General features: G+C 70.7%; 12 protein-coding genes. 6 read left to right on the top strand and 6 right to left on the bottom strand.

Features of this window, described 5'->3' with window-relative positions; genetic code table 11:
* Window positions 1-4: 4 nt before the first annotated feature.
* Window positions 5-1,513 (bottom strand): DNA polymerase Y family protein, encoded by a 1,509-nt coding sequence (locus RIE32_02820; protein ID MEQ9095177.1) that lies wholly within the window; start codon window positions 1,511-1,513, stop codon window positions 5-7.
* Window positions 1,416-2,108, bottom strand: a complete 693-nt coding sequence (locus RIE32_02815; GenBank protein ID MEQ9095176.1) for a hypothetical protein — start codon at window positions 2,106-2,108, stop codon at window positions 1,416-1,418. The genes RIE32_02820 and RIE32_02815 overlap by 98 nt, the downstream gene beginning before the upstream one ends.
* Before the next feature lie 168 nt (window positions 2,109-2,276).
* On the opposite strand from RIE32_02815, the gene RIE32_02810 reads away from it, so the two are divergent.
* Genes RIE32_02810 through ggt form a run of 3 tightly spaced genes read left to right on the top strand, consistent with a single transcriptional unit; the run spans window position 2,277 to window position 7,308 of the window.
* Window positions 2,277-4,217 carry a CBS domain-containing protein gene (locus RIE32_02810; protein ID MEQ9095175.1) on the top strand — a complete coding sequence of 647 codons (1,941 nt, stop codon included), beginning with the start codon at window positions 2,277-2,279 and terminating at the stop codon, window positions 4,215-4,217.
* Window positions 4,214-5,569 carry a succinylglutamate desuccinylase/aspartoacylase family protein gene (locus tag RIE32_02805; protein MEQ9095174.1) on the top strand — a complete coding sequence of 452 codons (1,356 nt, stop codon included), beginning with the start codon at window positions 4,214-4,216 and terminating at the stop codon, window positions 5,567-5,569. The genes RIE32_02810 and RIE32_02805 overlap by 4 nt, the downstream gene beginning before the upstream one ends.
* Complete coding sequence (ggt, locus tag RIE32_02800) at window positions 5,566-7,308, top strand: gamma-glutamyltransferase (GenBank protein MEQ9095173.1); 1,743 nt, start codon at window positions 5,566-5,568, stop codon at window positions 7,306-7,308. The genes RIE32_02805 and ggt overlap by 4 nt, the downstream gene beginning before the upstream one ends.
* A gap of 22 nt (window positions 7,309-7,330) precedes the next feature.
* Here ggt and RIE32_02795 read toward each other — a convergent pair whose 3' ends face one another.
* Window positions 7,331-7,636 (bottom strand): hypothetical protein, encoded by a 306-nt coding sequence (locus tag RIE32_02795; protein ID MEQ9095172.1) that lies wholly within the window; start codon window positions 7,634-7,636, stop codon window positions 7,331-7,333.
* A gap of 199 nt (window positions 7,637-7,835) precedes the next feature.
* Between RIE32_02795 and RIE32_02790 the strand changes: the two genes are divergently transcribed.
* Window positions 7,836-8,348, top strand: a complete 513-nt coding sequence (locus RIE32_02790) for a dihydrofolate reductase family protein (protein MEQ9095171.1) — start codon at window positions 7,836-7,838, stop codon at window positions 8,346-8,348.
* 45 nt (window positions 8,349-8,393) lie between these two features.
* On the opposite strand, the gene RIE32_02785 is transcribed toward RIE32_02790, so the two are convergent.
* Window positions 8,394-10,100, bottom strand: a complete 1,707-nt coding sequence (locus RIE32_02785) for an integrin alpha (GenBank protein MEQ9095170.1) — start codon at window positions 10,098-10,100, stop codon at window positions 8,394-8,396.
* A 210-nt stretch (window positions 10,101-10,310) separates the two neighbouring features.
* Between RIE32_02785 and RIE32_02780 the strand changes: the two genes are divergently transcribed.
* Window positions 10,311-10,625 carry a hypothetical protein gene (locus tag RIE32_02780; protein ID MEQ9095169.1) on the top strand — a complete coding sequence of 105 codons (315 nt, stop codon included), beginning with the start codon at window positions 10,311-10,313 and terminating at the stop codon, window positions 10,623-10,625.
* Complete coding sequence (locus RIE32_02775; protein MEQ9095168.1) at window positions 10,622-11,794, top strand: N(4)-(beta-N-acetylglucosaminyl)-L-asparaginase; 1,173 nt, start codon at window positions 10,622-10,624, stop codon at window positions 11,792-11,794. The genes RIE32_02780 and RIE32_02775 overlap by 4 nt, the downstream gene beginning before the upstream one ends.
* 39 nt (window positions 11,795-11,833) lie before the next feature.
* On the opposite strand, the gene RIE32_02770 is transcribed toward RIE32_02775, so the two are convergent.
* Both RIE32_02770 and RIE32_02765 read right to left on the bottom strand, forming a co-directional pair.
* Entirely contained in the window at window positions 11,834-12,406 is a 573-nt protein-coding gene (locus tag RIE32_02770; GenBank protein MEQ9095167.1) for a DM13 domain-containing protein, read from the bottom strand.
* A gap of 131 nt (window positions 12,407-12,537) precedes the next feature.
* Window positions 12,538-13,062 carry a hypothetical protein gene (locus tag RIE32_02765; protein MEQ9095166.1) on the bottom strand — a complete coding sequence of 175 codons (525 nt, stop codon included), beginning with the start codon at window positions 13,060-13,062 and terminating at the stop codon, window positions 12,538-12,540.
* Window positions 13,063-13,075: the final 13 nt, after the last annotated feature.

Here is a 13,075-nt window from a genome sequence, read left to right as displayed (position 1 = left end):
ATCCTCAGGCCCACACACCGTGCACATACCACCGGCCGGTCTCTCTCGCGCGTGCCACCCAGAGGCACGTGCCGTCCTCGCAGCGCACGCGGAAGTAGTCGCGCGTGGAGCCGCGCCCTCGCCACCACTCGTGGCCAAGGCGTTCAGGCCCGACGCACGAGACCACGACGCGGTCCTCGCCCTGCCAGCGGATGCGGTGAACCGGGCCATCGGGCGTGAGCGCCACGGCGGTGGTCTCCATCGGCGGCTCGAAGAGCAACGTCGGACGCGTGCCCGGTGGGCGAACGTCGTGCGCCTGCGCAGCCAGGGGCGCCGTCCAGTCGAAGGCCCGCTCGGGCAGGTGAGACTGGGTCAGCACCGCGCCGCGCACGGCGTTGGCGCCCAATCGCCCCGCGAGCACGTCGACCAACTCGCCCGCCGCTGCCTTGCTCGATCGCGCACGGTCCTCCCATTGCTCGGCTTGCGCGCCAGGCATGGGCGCATCGCGCGTCGTCGTCACCGCCACGCGATCGACCCCAAACCCAAGATGGGCCCGCTCGAGCCTGGGCCGCACGAGCGTCCAGAGGTGCTTGGGGTCGCGGCTGGGCACGCTCAGGGCAATCACCAGCCGCACCGGCTCGAGCTCGTACCGGCCCAGCTCGACGACCAGCCGTCGCGCGCCGCGGCCGCGTTCTTCCAACTGACCGCACGCCTCGCCCAGCAATTCGCGGATCGCCAATTCGATGGGCTCCACATTCGTCGTGTACCCATCGAACGCGCGTTCGGCCCGGCACGGCGCCACGGGCCGGACGGGGTCGAGCGGCTCCATGGCGTGGCCAAGGGTGCAGTCGAGCGCCAGCAGCAGTTCCTTGCCGAACCGGGCGGGCAGGACGCCGCGGGGGATGTCCAGCAGGTGCCCGACGCGGTCGATGGCCAGTTCTTCCAGGGCGCGGTTCGTCTTCGCATGCAGCCCCAGCGCGGCGATCGGCAATGGTGACATTGCCTTGCGCTGCCCGCCTACCGGGACGATCGCGATGTCCATGTCACCGAATCGTGCCACCGCCCACGCGCAGCCGTGCGTGTCGGCGATGGCAACGCGCGTCGAGATTCCCAGCTTCGCAAGCCCATGGCGCACGGCCTTGCACATGCCCTCTTCACCACCGAACAGGTGCGCACAGCCGGTGATGTCCAGCCACAGACCATCTGCCCCATCGACCTGCACCAGCGGCGAGAACCGCCGGGCCCACACCGCCAGGGCCCGCAGGCGCGCGGCGTCGGCTGCGGGGGTCGCCTCCTCCAGGCGCACCGTGCCGGCCGGCAGCACCGCGCGGGCCTGGGCCACCGGCAGGCCGGGGTGCACGCCCGCATCGCGCGATCGCTGGCAGCAGGCCGCGACAACGCGGCGCTGGCCGGCGGTGTGGGCAACGAGCACGTGCTCACCCCGAGCCGGCCGCATGAGCCCACCGGCCCGGTCGCGCCGCCGCAGCAGGTCGATCGGCAGCATCGGCATCCACACTGACAAGGCGCGTGGCATCGTCCAATCGCACGGTCCAGTCCCGCGCGTCCTCGGTCATGGGCCGCAGTCCCTTGCGGCGCAGCAGTCGGAGCGTCCATGTCGGTCGGGCGGGGTCGGCCCCCTCCGGCGGTCCGGGCGAAACCAGCCACCGCGTGGCGGCCGCCGAGATCTCCCCCCGCTCGTCCGGCCGCCGGGCGAGCAGGCCGACGGCCCCGCCGGCCTCGGCGGCCAACTGCAGGCGGCGCGAGCCGGCCATCGACAGTCCCCGGGCGTCGGCCACCACCACGGCGGCGGCGGGGGAGCGCAGGGCCACGTCCATCGCCCACAGGCGATCCTCGCGAGTGGGTGGGTCGACGTACACCGATCGCTCAAGCAATCCCGCATCGCCTGCGGTTCCCACCCCCGGACTCACGAGCGCGGGTGGGTAGGGCCAGCACCGTCGCCCGATCCAGACGATCAGGCCGCCAGATAGGCCAGTGGAATCTCGTGCCTTGGGGAGCCCCTCTCGATGGTCCATGGACGCGATGCCGGCGCACAGGGATATCGGCGGCGTCTGTGCCAGGAACTCGTGCACGCCGCGCTCGAACCCCGCCATGAACCGTGACCAGCCCATGACCGACAGTATCCTTACAAAGTCCTTTCAAGCAAGCGAGAATCCAAACAAAATGCTACTGTTTTTCCCTCTCAGGACCCTCCAGAAGCCGTTTGGAGGCCCCCTGCGAGCCCCGATCCGGCTATCCTCGCGCGTCGGAGACGGCCTCCGGCGTGGGGGCGGCCTGGCATGGGCGTACAACGGATCAATTCGGCCGACGGGGGGCAGGCCGACCGGGTGGCCATGCAGCGTGTCCTCCGCGACCTGGACGCGATGGAATGGATGCTCGAACACGCGATGTTCGAGACCGACCGCCGCCGCATCGGCGTCGAGCAGGAACTGTTTCTGATCGATCATGCCATGCAGCCGGCGCCGATCGCCGAACCATTGCTCGAGCGCATCGATGACGACCGGGTCGTTCCCGAGATCGCGCGCTTCAACCTCGAGTTCAACTGCGATCCCATCGATCTCGACGGTCCCTGCCTGGCCACGCTCGAGGCGCAACTGGCTGGCCTCTACGGCAAGGTCGACGCCGCGTGCCGGTCCTTCGGCGCCCGGGCATTGCTGACGGGCATCTGCCCGACAGTGGACCTTTCGCACCTGACGACCGACAACATCATGCCCAACCCGCGGTATCGCAGCCTCGATGCGGCGCTGCGCAAGCTTCGTGGCGATGACTACGAGCTGCGCATCGACGGCGCCGATGAACTCTCGGTCCGCCATCCCAGCGTGATGCTCGAATCGGTCAACACCAGCTTCCAGGTGCACTTCCAGACGACGCCCGGCGAATTTGCCGACGCCTACAACGTCGCGCTGGCCGTGGCGGCGCCCGTCCTGGCGGCCGCGGTCAACTCGCCGATGCTCTTCGGCCGGCGCTTGTGGCGCGAGACCCGCATCGCGACCTTCCAGCAATCGGTCGATACGCGTGGCGAGGGCGTTGGACACCGTGACTTCGTCGGCCGGGTCCGATTCGGCGAGGCCTGGGTCGAATCATCGGTGCTCGAGGTGCTCCGCGCCGACGTCGCCCGCTTCCGCCAGTTGTTGTACGCATCGGCGGACGATCAGCCCGACCCCATCGAAGAACTCAAGGCCGGCCGGACGCCCAAGCTCGCCTCGTGGCAGGCGTTCAACTCGTCGGTGTATCGGTGGATGCGGCCGTGCTACGGCGTGACCGAGGGCCGACCGCACCTGCGCATCGAGAACCGGATCCTGCCCTCGGGACCCACCATGGTCGACGAAGTCGCCAACGCGGCGTTCTGGATCGGCCTGATGGTCGCCGGGCCCGCTGCCTGGCCGGACATTCCCGAGCGGCTCGAACTCGGCGACGCGCGGAACAACTTCCTGCGCGCCGCCCGCGACGGCCTGAGCGCCCACATGGCCTGGCTGGACGGGCGCGATCATCCGATCGCCGAATTGATCCTGGAAGAGTTCCTGCCCGTGGCCCGGGACGGGCTCGACTCGGCGGGCGTCAATGAAGAAGACGTCCAGCGGATGCTTGGCATCATCCAGGCTCGCGTTTCGACCGGTCGTACCGGGGCCCGTTGGATCCTCGACGCCGCGTCGCACGCCCGGGGCGCGCCCTCGCACCGCGGAAGCCTCGCGGGCCTGACGCGGGCGATGCTCGACCGCCAGGACCGCCAGCGCCCCGTGCACGAGTGGACCATTGCCGCCGATGAGGGCGACGACGGAGGAACCAACGCCATCCTGGGATACGCGCGCGTCGCCCAGTGCATGACGACCGACCTGTTCACCGTCAATGAGGGCGAGTGCATCGACCTGGTCGCCTCCATCATGGACTGGGAGCACGTGCGCCACATCCCCGTCGAGGACGAGCAGCACCGGCTGGTGGGCATCGTGAGCTATCGCAAGCTGCTCCGCGTGCTGACCCACGAGCGAACGTCGAAGGATCCGGCCGCCATGCCGGTGTCGGACATCATGGTGCGCGACCCCGTCACGGTGACGCCCGACACGCCCACGCTCGACGCAATTCGCCTGATGAGCGAGCATCGCGTCGCGTGCCTGCCGGTCGTCGAGGATGGGCGGCTGGTCGGCATCGTCTCCGACCGCGACTACGCGAAGATCGCACGCACGCTGCTCGAGCGTGCCCTGCGTGGGGTCTCCAAGGCATGATCGCCGCCGACCGGCATGGCGTTGGCCCTCGCGTCCTGCCGCGTCGCATCGCCGAACACGCCGGACCGGCCCCCGGGCCGACGCTGATCGTCGTCGGTGGCCTGCACGCCAACGAACCAGCGGGCATCGAGGCGGCCCGGCGCGTCCACGCCCGGCTGAACGATCAGGGCCTTTCCTGCCACGCCGGGCGATTGGTGTCCCTGCGCGGCAACCTCGCGGCGCTGGCGCTCGAGGCGCCCGAGCCCTGGTTGCGCGAGCGCTACATCGACCGCGATCTCAACCGCCTGTTCGTCGAACCCTCCGATGAACCCGGCGATTCGGCCGAGCATCGCGAGCGGGCCGAGCTGATCGGCGAGCTTCGCGAGTTGGTCTCCGAAGCGTGCGGCGAGGCCTACCTGCTGGACCTCCACACGGTCTCGAGCGCCAGCCCCGCGTTCATCGCGCTGGAAGATTCGCTGCCGGCGCGGCGGTTCGCGTCGGGCCTTCCCCTGCCCAAGGTGCTCGGCCTGGAAGAAGAACTCACCGGCCTACTCATGGACTACGCGACCAACCAGTTGGGCTGCGTGTCGTGCATCGTCGAGGCCGGGCGGCACGACGATCCTCGCTCGGCCGACGTGCACGAGGCGGTGATCCTGCTGGCCATGGCCAGACTGGGCATGCTCGTGCCCTCGGTTCGCACGGCGGCTGGCGAGGCGCCGCGCGACGTCGTGGCGCAGGCTTCGGGCGGTCGCTCGGGACACTTCTACGACGTCCGCGAGCGCGTGGCGATCGGCGGCGTCGACTTTGCCATGCAACCGGGGGCCGTGGCGTTCATGCCCGTGCGGGGCGGCAAGATCGTGGTGGCCGTCGAAGACGCCCGGCCCATAAAGGCGGGCGCGAGCGGGCTGCTGTTCCTGCCCAATCGCCAGGCGCAAGTGCGTCCGGGCGACGACGCCTTCTTCGTGATTGCGCGTGTCGGGCGTGCGTGGCTCGGGCTGTCGGCCTGGCTGCGCGGCCGGGCCTGGGTGCATCGCTGGACGCCGCGCCTGCTGCCCGGCGTGCGGGCCCGTGCGGGCGAACCGCACGCGATCGTCGTCGCGCCCGAGTACGCGGTGCTGCTGCGCCGCGAGGTGCTGCACCTGCTGGGCTACCGGCTCGTCCGCTGGACGCACACGCCCTTCATGCCGTGGCCGCGGCGCGCGGCGGGCCTGCTGGCCGGGCTGGCCCGCGCCGCGATCGGCCTGCTCCGCTTCGCGCTGCGCGGCGGCGAGCACGCCGCCCTGCCCGAAGAACGCCCGACCGACTGGATCGCCCGCCGCCGCCGCCTGGACGTCGCGCCGCGGACCACGGCCGAGAAAGGAAGCCAGCCATGACCCGTCTGTTGCTTGCCGTCTGCACCTGCATCGCCATTGCATCGGCCATCGCCCGGGCGCAGGACGCCCCTGCGGGCCAACGAGCCGGCGGCATGGTCGCCGCCGACCACCCCCTTGCCGCGCAGGCCGGCGCACGCATGCTGGCCCGCGGCGGCAACGCGGTCGACGCGGCCGTCGCGACCAGCTTTGCCCTCTCGGTCGTGCGCAGCGACGCCTGCGGCATCGGCGGCGGGGGGTTCATGCTCGTCCACCTGGTCGATGACCCCACGCACGGCGATGTCACGGTCGCCATCAACTACCGCGAGACCTGCCCGGCGGGCGTCGGCCCGGAGACCTACGCCGGCCTGGATGATCCGCTGGCGTCGCAGCGCGGCGGCATGGCGGTGGGGGTGCCAGGCACGGTCGCGGGGCTGCTGCACGCGCTGGAGCACTACGGCACCCTCCCGCGCGAGATCGTCCTGGCGCCGGCGATCGAACTGGCCGAGGTCGGCTTCGAGGCCGACGCCCACCACGTGCGCACCGCCCGGTCGCTGGTTGACCGGTTCGAGGCCGACGCCGCGTGGCGGCAGCGCTTCCCGCTCGTGTGGCAGCGTTTGATGAACGAGGGGCGCATCGAGGTCGGCGACCGCATCGTGTTGCCCGAGCAGGCGGCAGCGCTGCGCCTGATCGCGCGCGATGGCGCCGATGCGTTCTACCGCGGGCCGATCGCCGAGGCCATCGTCGAATCGGTGCGGGCCGACGGCGGCGTGCTGACCATGGACGACCTGGCGGGCTACCAGCTGCGCGAGGTCGAACCGGTGCGCATGGCCGTTGGCGGACGAACCGTCCTCTCGATGCCCCCGCCCTCAAGCGGCGGCGTCGCGATCGCGCAGATCCTCGCCCTGGCCGAGCGGCTCGACCTGGCCATGCCCGCCACCGGCTGGCCCGCACCGGCCGAGGCGCACGCGCTGGCCGAGAGCATGAAGCACGCCTTCGCCGACCGCTCACGGCACATGGCCGACCCGGCGTTCGTCGACGTACCCGTTGCGCAGATGCTGGAAGCGGACGCGCTCGACCGCATGGCCGCGGCGATCGACCCCCAGGGCGTGCTCGGGCCTGAGGCCTACGGCACGGCCTCCCTTCTTCCGGTCGCCCTTCCCGAGGATGGCGGCACCAGCCACATCTCGGTGATCGACGCCCACGGCGGCGCGGTCGCGTGCACCGAAACGATCAACCTGGCCTTCGGCTCGCTCGTCGGCGTCCGGGGCTACGGCTTCTGCCTGAACGATCAGATGGACGACTTCACGACGATTCCGGGCGAAGCCAACGCCTTCGGGCTGGTTCAGTCCGACGACAACCTGCCCGAGCCCGGCAAGCGGCCGCTCTCGAGCATGTCGCCCACGATCGTGCTCGATGGCCGAGGCGAGGTCCTGGCGGTCGCGGGCGCGTCGGGCGGGCCGCGCATCATCACGTCGACGGTGCAGGTCCTGCTGCGGATGCTCCGCGGCGGCGCGACGGCCCGGCAGGCGGTCGATGCACCGCGGCTGCACCATCAGTGGCTGCCCGACCGGCTCTACGTCGAAGTGCGTGAAGGAGCCGAGCCAGCGGCGGCGTGGAGCCGGGCGCTCGAGCAACTCGGCCACGACGTGTTCTCGCGCGAGGACATCGGCGCGGTGCAGGCCATCGGCCGAGACCCCGCGACGGGCGAACTCGACGGCGCCGCCGACCCGCGCAAGGGCGGGGCGGCCGTGCGCCCGTAGCTTCGTGACCCTGGCGAGTGGGTTAGGCGGGCGCGGCCTTGCCGGCCTTCTGCGACTCGCAGTACCGCTTGCCCGCCCGGGCGATCTCGCGGATCTCGTGCCACGGGCGGCTGCCGTGCAGGATGCGCTCGGCGTCCTCGGACGAGATGGACCCTTCGGCCACGTACGCGGCGATCTCGCGGGTGGTCATCTCCTTCTGCCGGTCCTTGAGGATGGCCTGGAGGAAGGCCATGAAGAACAGGATGCTCAGGACCAGCACCCCGCCCACGATGGCGACCAGGGCGATGAACGAGGGGTCGAAGCCGGTGACCATTGGGCTGTCTTGCATGGGGGTCCTTTCCGGGGCAGCGGGGTTGGAGCGTGCTCGAGGATAGCTGGGAATCGCGGTTTTCGGATTTCGCCGGCGGGGTTTTCAGGGTTCGCGGCTCGGCTCGGCCCGGCCCCGCCCGGCCCGGCCCGGCCGTGCAATAGACTGGTCCCGAATCCGGCTCGATGGCCAGCCCAACATCCCACGACGGAGATTCTCGATGAAAACAACGCTCTTCGCCTCGGTCTCCATCGACGGCTTCATCGCCAACCAGGACGGCATCCCCATGTTCCCGCCCACGGCCTGGGAGGACTGGTGCGCCCTGGTCAACCGGGTCGGCACGTGCATTGCCGGCCGAACGTCGGTCGAGCAGCTCCGCGGCCAGGAGATGGGCAACATCCTGAAGCCCGAGCACAAGATCGTGCTTTCCTCGAAGGACATCGACTTCGCGGGCGACGGCTGGCGGCACACGAAATCGCCCGCCGCGGCCCTGGCCATGCTCGAAGGAACCGGCGCGCCGGAGGCGATCGTCGGGGGCGGGCGCTCGGTCTACCACGCGTTCATGCGCGAGGGGCTGGCCGACGAGATCGTGCTCGACCTCCAGCCTGTGGCCTTCGGCGCGGGCGTGCCGTTGTTCGGCGGGCCGCTGGACATGGCCATGCTCGGGCTGATCGAGTCCACGCCGATCAACGGCGACGCGCTGCGGCTGCGCTACCGGGTGCTGGGCGGCTGAGCCCCGGGTGGCGGCCGCGCCGCCCGGCCCCGGCAAGGCGAGGGCTCAGCAGCCCGCGTCGAAGGCGTTCTGGAAGGCAAGGAAGTCGAAGATCGTCAGCTCGCCGTCGCCGTCGAAGTCGGCCAGCGGGTCGCCCGCGTCGAAGAGGTTCTGGAACGCCAGGAAGTCGAAGAGCGTGAGCTCGCCGTCGCCGTCGAGGTCGGCCGCGCAGCCCAGGGCCCGGCCATAGAGCACGTACGCTCCGTTGAACAACGCGTCGTCGACGCCGTCACCGTTCACGTCGCCGCCGCCATGGACGTTCCAGCCGAAGCCCGCGAAACCGGATTCGCCATCGATGCGCATCGCCTGCTCGCCGTCGACACGGCCCAGATCGACGACCGCCGGCGTGTCCGTCCCGCCGAACACGACGTACGCCGCGCCGCGGCCGCGATCGAGGTAGCCGTACGAATCGAGCCTCGAGCCGTGGTACGGCGCGCCGATGACGACGTCGTCGAAGCCGTCGCCGTTGAGGTCGCCCGCCGGCCCGACGAACCGCCCGCTCTGGGCGTGCAGCGCCTGGCCATCGGCGCGAAAGCCCTCGCTCGCGGGGAGTCCGTTGAGGTCGACTTCCTCGCCGAAGCCGTCTCGGCGCCCGAAGAGCACGTAGGTCTGCCCGGTCCCGAACCCGTAGCCGCCGTCGACGCCCGCGTTGGGGATGCCGATGGCCAGGTCGCCAACGCCGTCGCCATTGACGTCGCCCACGCCAACCTGATCGTAGCCCAGGTCGGCGAAGCCCGTCAGCCCGGTGTGCGCGATACGGAAGCCGCCGCCACCGGCGATCAGGTCGTCCACGTTCGATGAGGCCGGAAACGCGTCGCGGCCGAAGACGACGCGGAGCCGCTCGGAGAATCCGAGCCCGATCAGGTCCTCGACGCCATCGTTGTTGACGTCGCCCGCGCCTCGCAACGCGGAGGTGCGCGTGATCACGAAGCCGGTGTCGCCGTCGAGGTCCGCAACAGAGATCGACGCGGCGAAGCCGTCACGGCTGCCCAGCACGACGCTCTGGCCGACCGACGTGCCGAGCAGCAGGTCGTCCAGCCCATCGCCATTGACGTCCGCCGACGAGAGGTTCCCGCCCGTCCCGTCGCGCACCGGGCCGCCCTCGAAGCGGAAGCCGTTCGAGCCGTCGATGTCGGCGACGCTGAGCGTGGGCGCGAAGCCATCGCGGCGACCGAACACGACGTAGACGACCCCGCCGACCGGATCGGAGGTGTACGGCGAGTTTCCCACCGCGCCCACGGCCACGTCGTCGATCCCGTCGCCGTTGATGTCCCCGACGCCCGTCACGGTGTAGCCCAGGCCCTGATCCTCGACCGTGTTCTCGATGCGGAACCCGTTGACGCCGTCCAGGTCGTCCAGCGAGACCACGTCGGGGAAGCCATCGGCCCGGCCGAACACCACCGCCGCCGCCCCGGCCCGATCGATGCCCGATGGGTCGGCGTATGGGAGGCCGACGATGACGTCCTCGATCCCGTCGCCGTTGACGTCGCCGGCCATCCTGGAGATGCTGCCGCCGCCGTCGCCCACGAGCGTGAAACCGATGCCGCCTCGGATCTGGCCCGCGTTGAGCACCGCCGGGAAGGGCTCGCCCAGCGGCCCCTGGGCCCGCGCGGGCGCGACCGCAACCGTCAGGGCCAGGCCCGCGGCGGCGACGAGGGTGGTGGTGGTCAGCCGGCCGGGGGCGATCGGGTCGTGGTTGGCATTCGCTCGCATGGGATGCTCCTTCGTTCGCGCCAGTGTACCGCAAGCCGCCCGTCCGACCAAGATCGTTTTCGGGCCTTCGGCGCTCGGGCCGGGGGCCGGCGCGCTCGATCGCATGGCGATGCCCGGCGCTCCTCGGGCCACCGTCCGAGAAGGCCCGGTCCGATAGAGAAACCGCCCTGGCGCCCCCGAGAAGAGTTCCTGCACGAGTCGGAGGAGTTCTTGCACGAGTCGGAAGAGTTCTTGACGCGTCAAGAACTCCTCCCGACGCGTCAAGAACTCGTCTTGACGCTGCGAGAGCTCCTCTTGACGCTGCAAGAGCTCCTCCCGACGCTGCAAGAACTCCTCTTAACGCGTCAGGAACTCCTCTTGGCGCTGCAGGAGCTCCTCCCGACGCGTCAGGAACTCCTCTTGACGCTGCAGGAGCTCCTCCCGACGCGCTTGGAGCTCCTCTCCGCACGCCCGAGAATCTCCCCGACCCCCGGCCTCTCCCCGCCGGCGGCCGTCGCCCGCACCCCCGGCTACGCTGGACCATGACCATCTCACGGCGTGACGTGCTCTCGGGCGGGGTTGCTCTTGGCGGGCTTGGGGCGGCCGGGTTGGCCGGGGCGTCCATCGGCCTGGGGCTGCCCGGGCGGGTGATGGCGGGGGGGCCACGGCCGCGTCAGGACGGTGGGGGTGGCGGGCCTGTTGTCATCGCCAGCGCGAACGGGCTGGGGGCGGTCGAGCGGGCGTACGCCATGCTCGGTGAGGGCGCCGACCCGGCCGACGCCGTTGTTGCCGGCGTGACGCTGGTCGAGGATGATCCCGATGATTTGAGCGTGGGCTACGGCGGGCTGCCCAACGAAGAGGGCGTCATCCAGCTCGACGCGTCGGTCATGCACGGGCCCACGCACAAGAGCGGCGCCGTCGCGTGCATCGAGGGCATCCGCAACCCCGCCGCCGTCGCGCTGCTGGTCCTGAAGCGCACCGACCACTGCCTGATCGTCGGCGAGGGGGCCAGGAAGTTCGCGCTTGCCCACGGCTTCAAGGAAGAGGACCTCATGACCGACCGCACGCGCGCCCTGTGGATGCGGTGGAAGGCCAACCTGAACGACCGCGACGACTGGCTGGACGACGATCAACTCGATTGGGACCCGCGTGACCCGATGAATCGAGGGCGTGGCCCGATCGGCAAGAACGAGATCGGCGACGAACTCAAGAAGCTCGCCGCCGACCACGACGTCCGCTGGCGCAATGGCGTGCCCTACACCACCGGCACCATCAACTGCTGCGCCGTCGACGCCCGGGGCGACGTGGCGAGTTGCACGACGACGAGCGGGCTCTCGTGGAAGATCCCCGGCCGCGTGGGCGACTCGCCCATCACCGGGGCGGGCATGTACTGCGACAACGAGGTCGGCTCCGCGGGCGCGACGGGGCGGGGTGAGGCGGTGATCCTCAACTGCGGGGGCTTCAGCATCGTCCGCGCCATGGAGCGCGGGCTCTCGCCCACCGAGGCCTGCCTGGAGGTCGCCGGCGACATCGTGCGACGGACGAAGGAGAAGCGGCTGCGTGGTGAGGATGGGCGCGTGAACTTCGACGTCAAGCTCTACGCCGTGCGCAAGGACGGAGCGTTCGGCTCGGCTTCGATCATGCCCGGCGGCCGCTTCGCGGTGTGCGACGCCGCGGGGGCTCGGATCGAGCGGTGCGCGTCGGTGTACGAGTAGGGCGCAGACCGGGCTCCGCCCGGCAAGGCGAACCTCCCTTCAGCAGCCCGCGTCGAACTCGTTCTGGAACGCCAGGAAGTCGAAGATCGTGAGTTCGCCATCGCCGTCGAAGTCGGCCATGGCGTCGCCGGCGTCGAAGGCGTTCTGGAACGCGAGGAAATCGAAGATGGTCAGCTCGCCGTCGCCGTCCATGTCGGCCCGGCAGGGCGGGGCCATGAACGTGCCCTGGCCGAAGCTGACGGGGATGTCCACGCACCAGATGCTGACGGCGTGCCAGCCGTCGATGGTCTCGCCCGCGGGCAGGTCGATGACCAGGCTCTCGCCCCTGAAGGGCATGCCAACGAGTTGCGGGCCCACGGCGATGCCGCTGGCGAAGCTGCTCTCGTCGACGCCCAGGTAGACGCGGACGTCCAGGCCCCGGCCGTCGAAGGTGAAGTTGTCGATGCGGATCGTGTCCTCGTCGACCACGACCACCGTGCCCGAGACCAGGTGGGAGATCATGCTCAACTCGGCCTCCCAGCCCGGAGCGGGCATCTGGGCCAGGGCCGGGGCGGCGCAGGCGGCGAGCAGGGCAGCAGTGGGGATCGCGGGGGTGAAGGGGGTCCGGGTCATGGTGCGTCCTTTCGGGGGTCTGGTTGGTGGTCGGTTTCGTGTCGCGCAGGTTGGGTCGGGCCGGGCGAAGGATCCTTGCATCGTGGGCTACGAGAAATCGGCCCGCCGCGTTGCGGTTCGGGGCGACGCCGTTAATCTGGGAAGACCAGCAGCCAGCCGATGGCCCACCACATGGCGAACGGCAGCAGGATGGGCCCGGGCATGAGCAGCCAGAGCCACCAGGGCGTGGCCCGGTGGTGGCGATCGCACCAGCGCGACCAGAGCGTGTAGGCCAGCAGCAGCACCAGGAAGGGCCACAGCACCACCGAGCCCAGGAAGCCCAGGATGGTCAGGCCGGCCGAGACGTCCAGCAGCAGGAAGTCGTTGCTCTCCACGTGGGCGTGGTAGCCGGGCTGCCAGGGCAGGGCGTTTTGCCAGAGCGTGGCGGCGATGGCGTTTACGCCCAGCGCCAGCAGCGGCAGGGCCGAGAGGATGGCCAGGGCCCAGTAGGAATGCAGGAACGCCAGGCGCCGCTCGCGCTTGTCTCGCATCTCCCGGCGCGCGTCGGCGTCGGCGCCGCACTCGGGGCACGGATCGACCTGGCCCAGGCCGGTCAGGTCGTAGCCGCAGCGCGGGCAGCGCGAAATGCGAGCGAGCGTGTCGAGCCCCAGGCCCATGGGCAACGCCTCC

The organism is Phycisphaerales bacterium, assembly GCA_040221175.1.
Lineage (GTDB): Bacteria > Planctomycetota > Phycisphaerae > Phycisphaerales > UBA1924 > JAHCJI01.
The sequence above is the reverse complement of the archived record's forward strand: the minus strand, read 5'-3'. Positions and strand labels throughout refer to the sequence as shown.

Excerpts from the sequence above, each read along its gene's own strand:
- RIE32_02820 (MEQ9095177.1), bottom strand. The coding sequence starts at position 1,513 with ATGCCACGCGCCTTGTCAGTGTGGATGCCGATGCTGCCGATCGACCTG.
- RIE32_02765 (MEQ9095166.1), bottom strand. The coding sequence starts at position 13,062 with ATGGGCCTGGGGCTCGACACGCTCGCTCGCATTTCGCGCTGCCCGCGC.
- RIE32_02795 (MEQ9095172.1), bottom strand. The coding sequence starts at position 7,636 with ATGCAAGACAGCCCAATGGTCACCGGCTTCGACCCCTCGTTCATCGCC.
- ggt (MEQ9095173.1), top strand. The coding sequence starts at position 5,566 with ATGACCCGTCTGTTGCTTGCCGTCTGCACCTGCATCGCCATTGCATCG.
- RIE32_02805 (MEQ9095174.1), top strand. The coding sequence starts at position 4,214 with ATGATCGCCGCCGACCGGCATGGCGTTGGCCCTCGCGTCCTGCCGCGT.
- RIE32_02815 (MEQ9095176.1), bottom strand. The coding sequence starts at position 2,108 with ATGGGCTGGTCACGGTTCATGGCGGGGTTCGAGCGCGGCGTGCACGAG.
- RIE32_02770 (MEQ9095167.1), bottom strand. The coding sequence starts at position 12,406 with ATGACCCGGACCCCCTTCACCCCCGCGATCCCCACTGCTGCCCTGCTC.
- RIE32_02785 (MEQ9095170.1), bottom strand. The coding sequence starts at position 10,100 with ATGCGAGCGAATGCCAACCACGACCCGATCGCCCCCGGCCGGCTGACC.
- RIE32_02775 (MEQ9095168.1), top strand. The coding sequence starts at position 10,622 with ATGACCATCTCACGGCGTGACGTGCTCTCGGGCGGGGTTGCTCTTGGC.
- RIE32_02810 (MEQ9095175.1), top strand. The coding sequence starts at position 2,277 with ATGGGCGTACAACGGATCAATTCGGCCGACGGGGGGCAGGCCGACCGG.
- RIE32_02790 (MEQ9095171.1), top strand. The coding sequence starts at position 7,836 with ATGAAAACAACGCTCTTCGCCTCGGTCTCCATCGACGGCTTCATCGCC.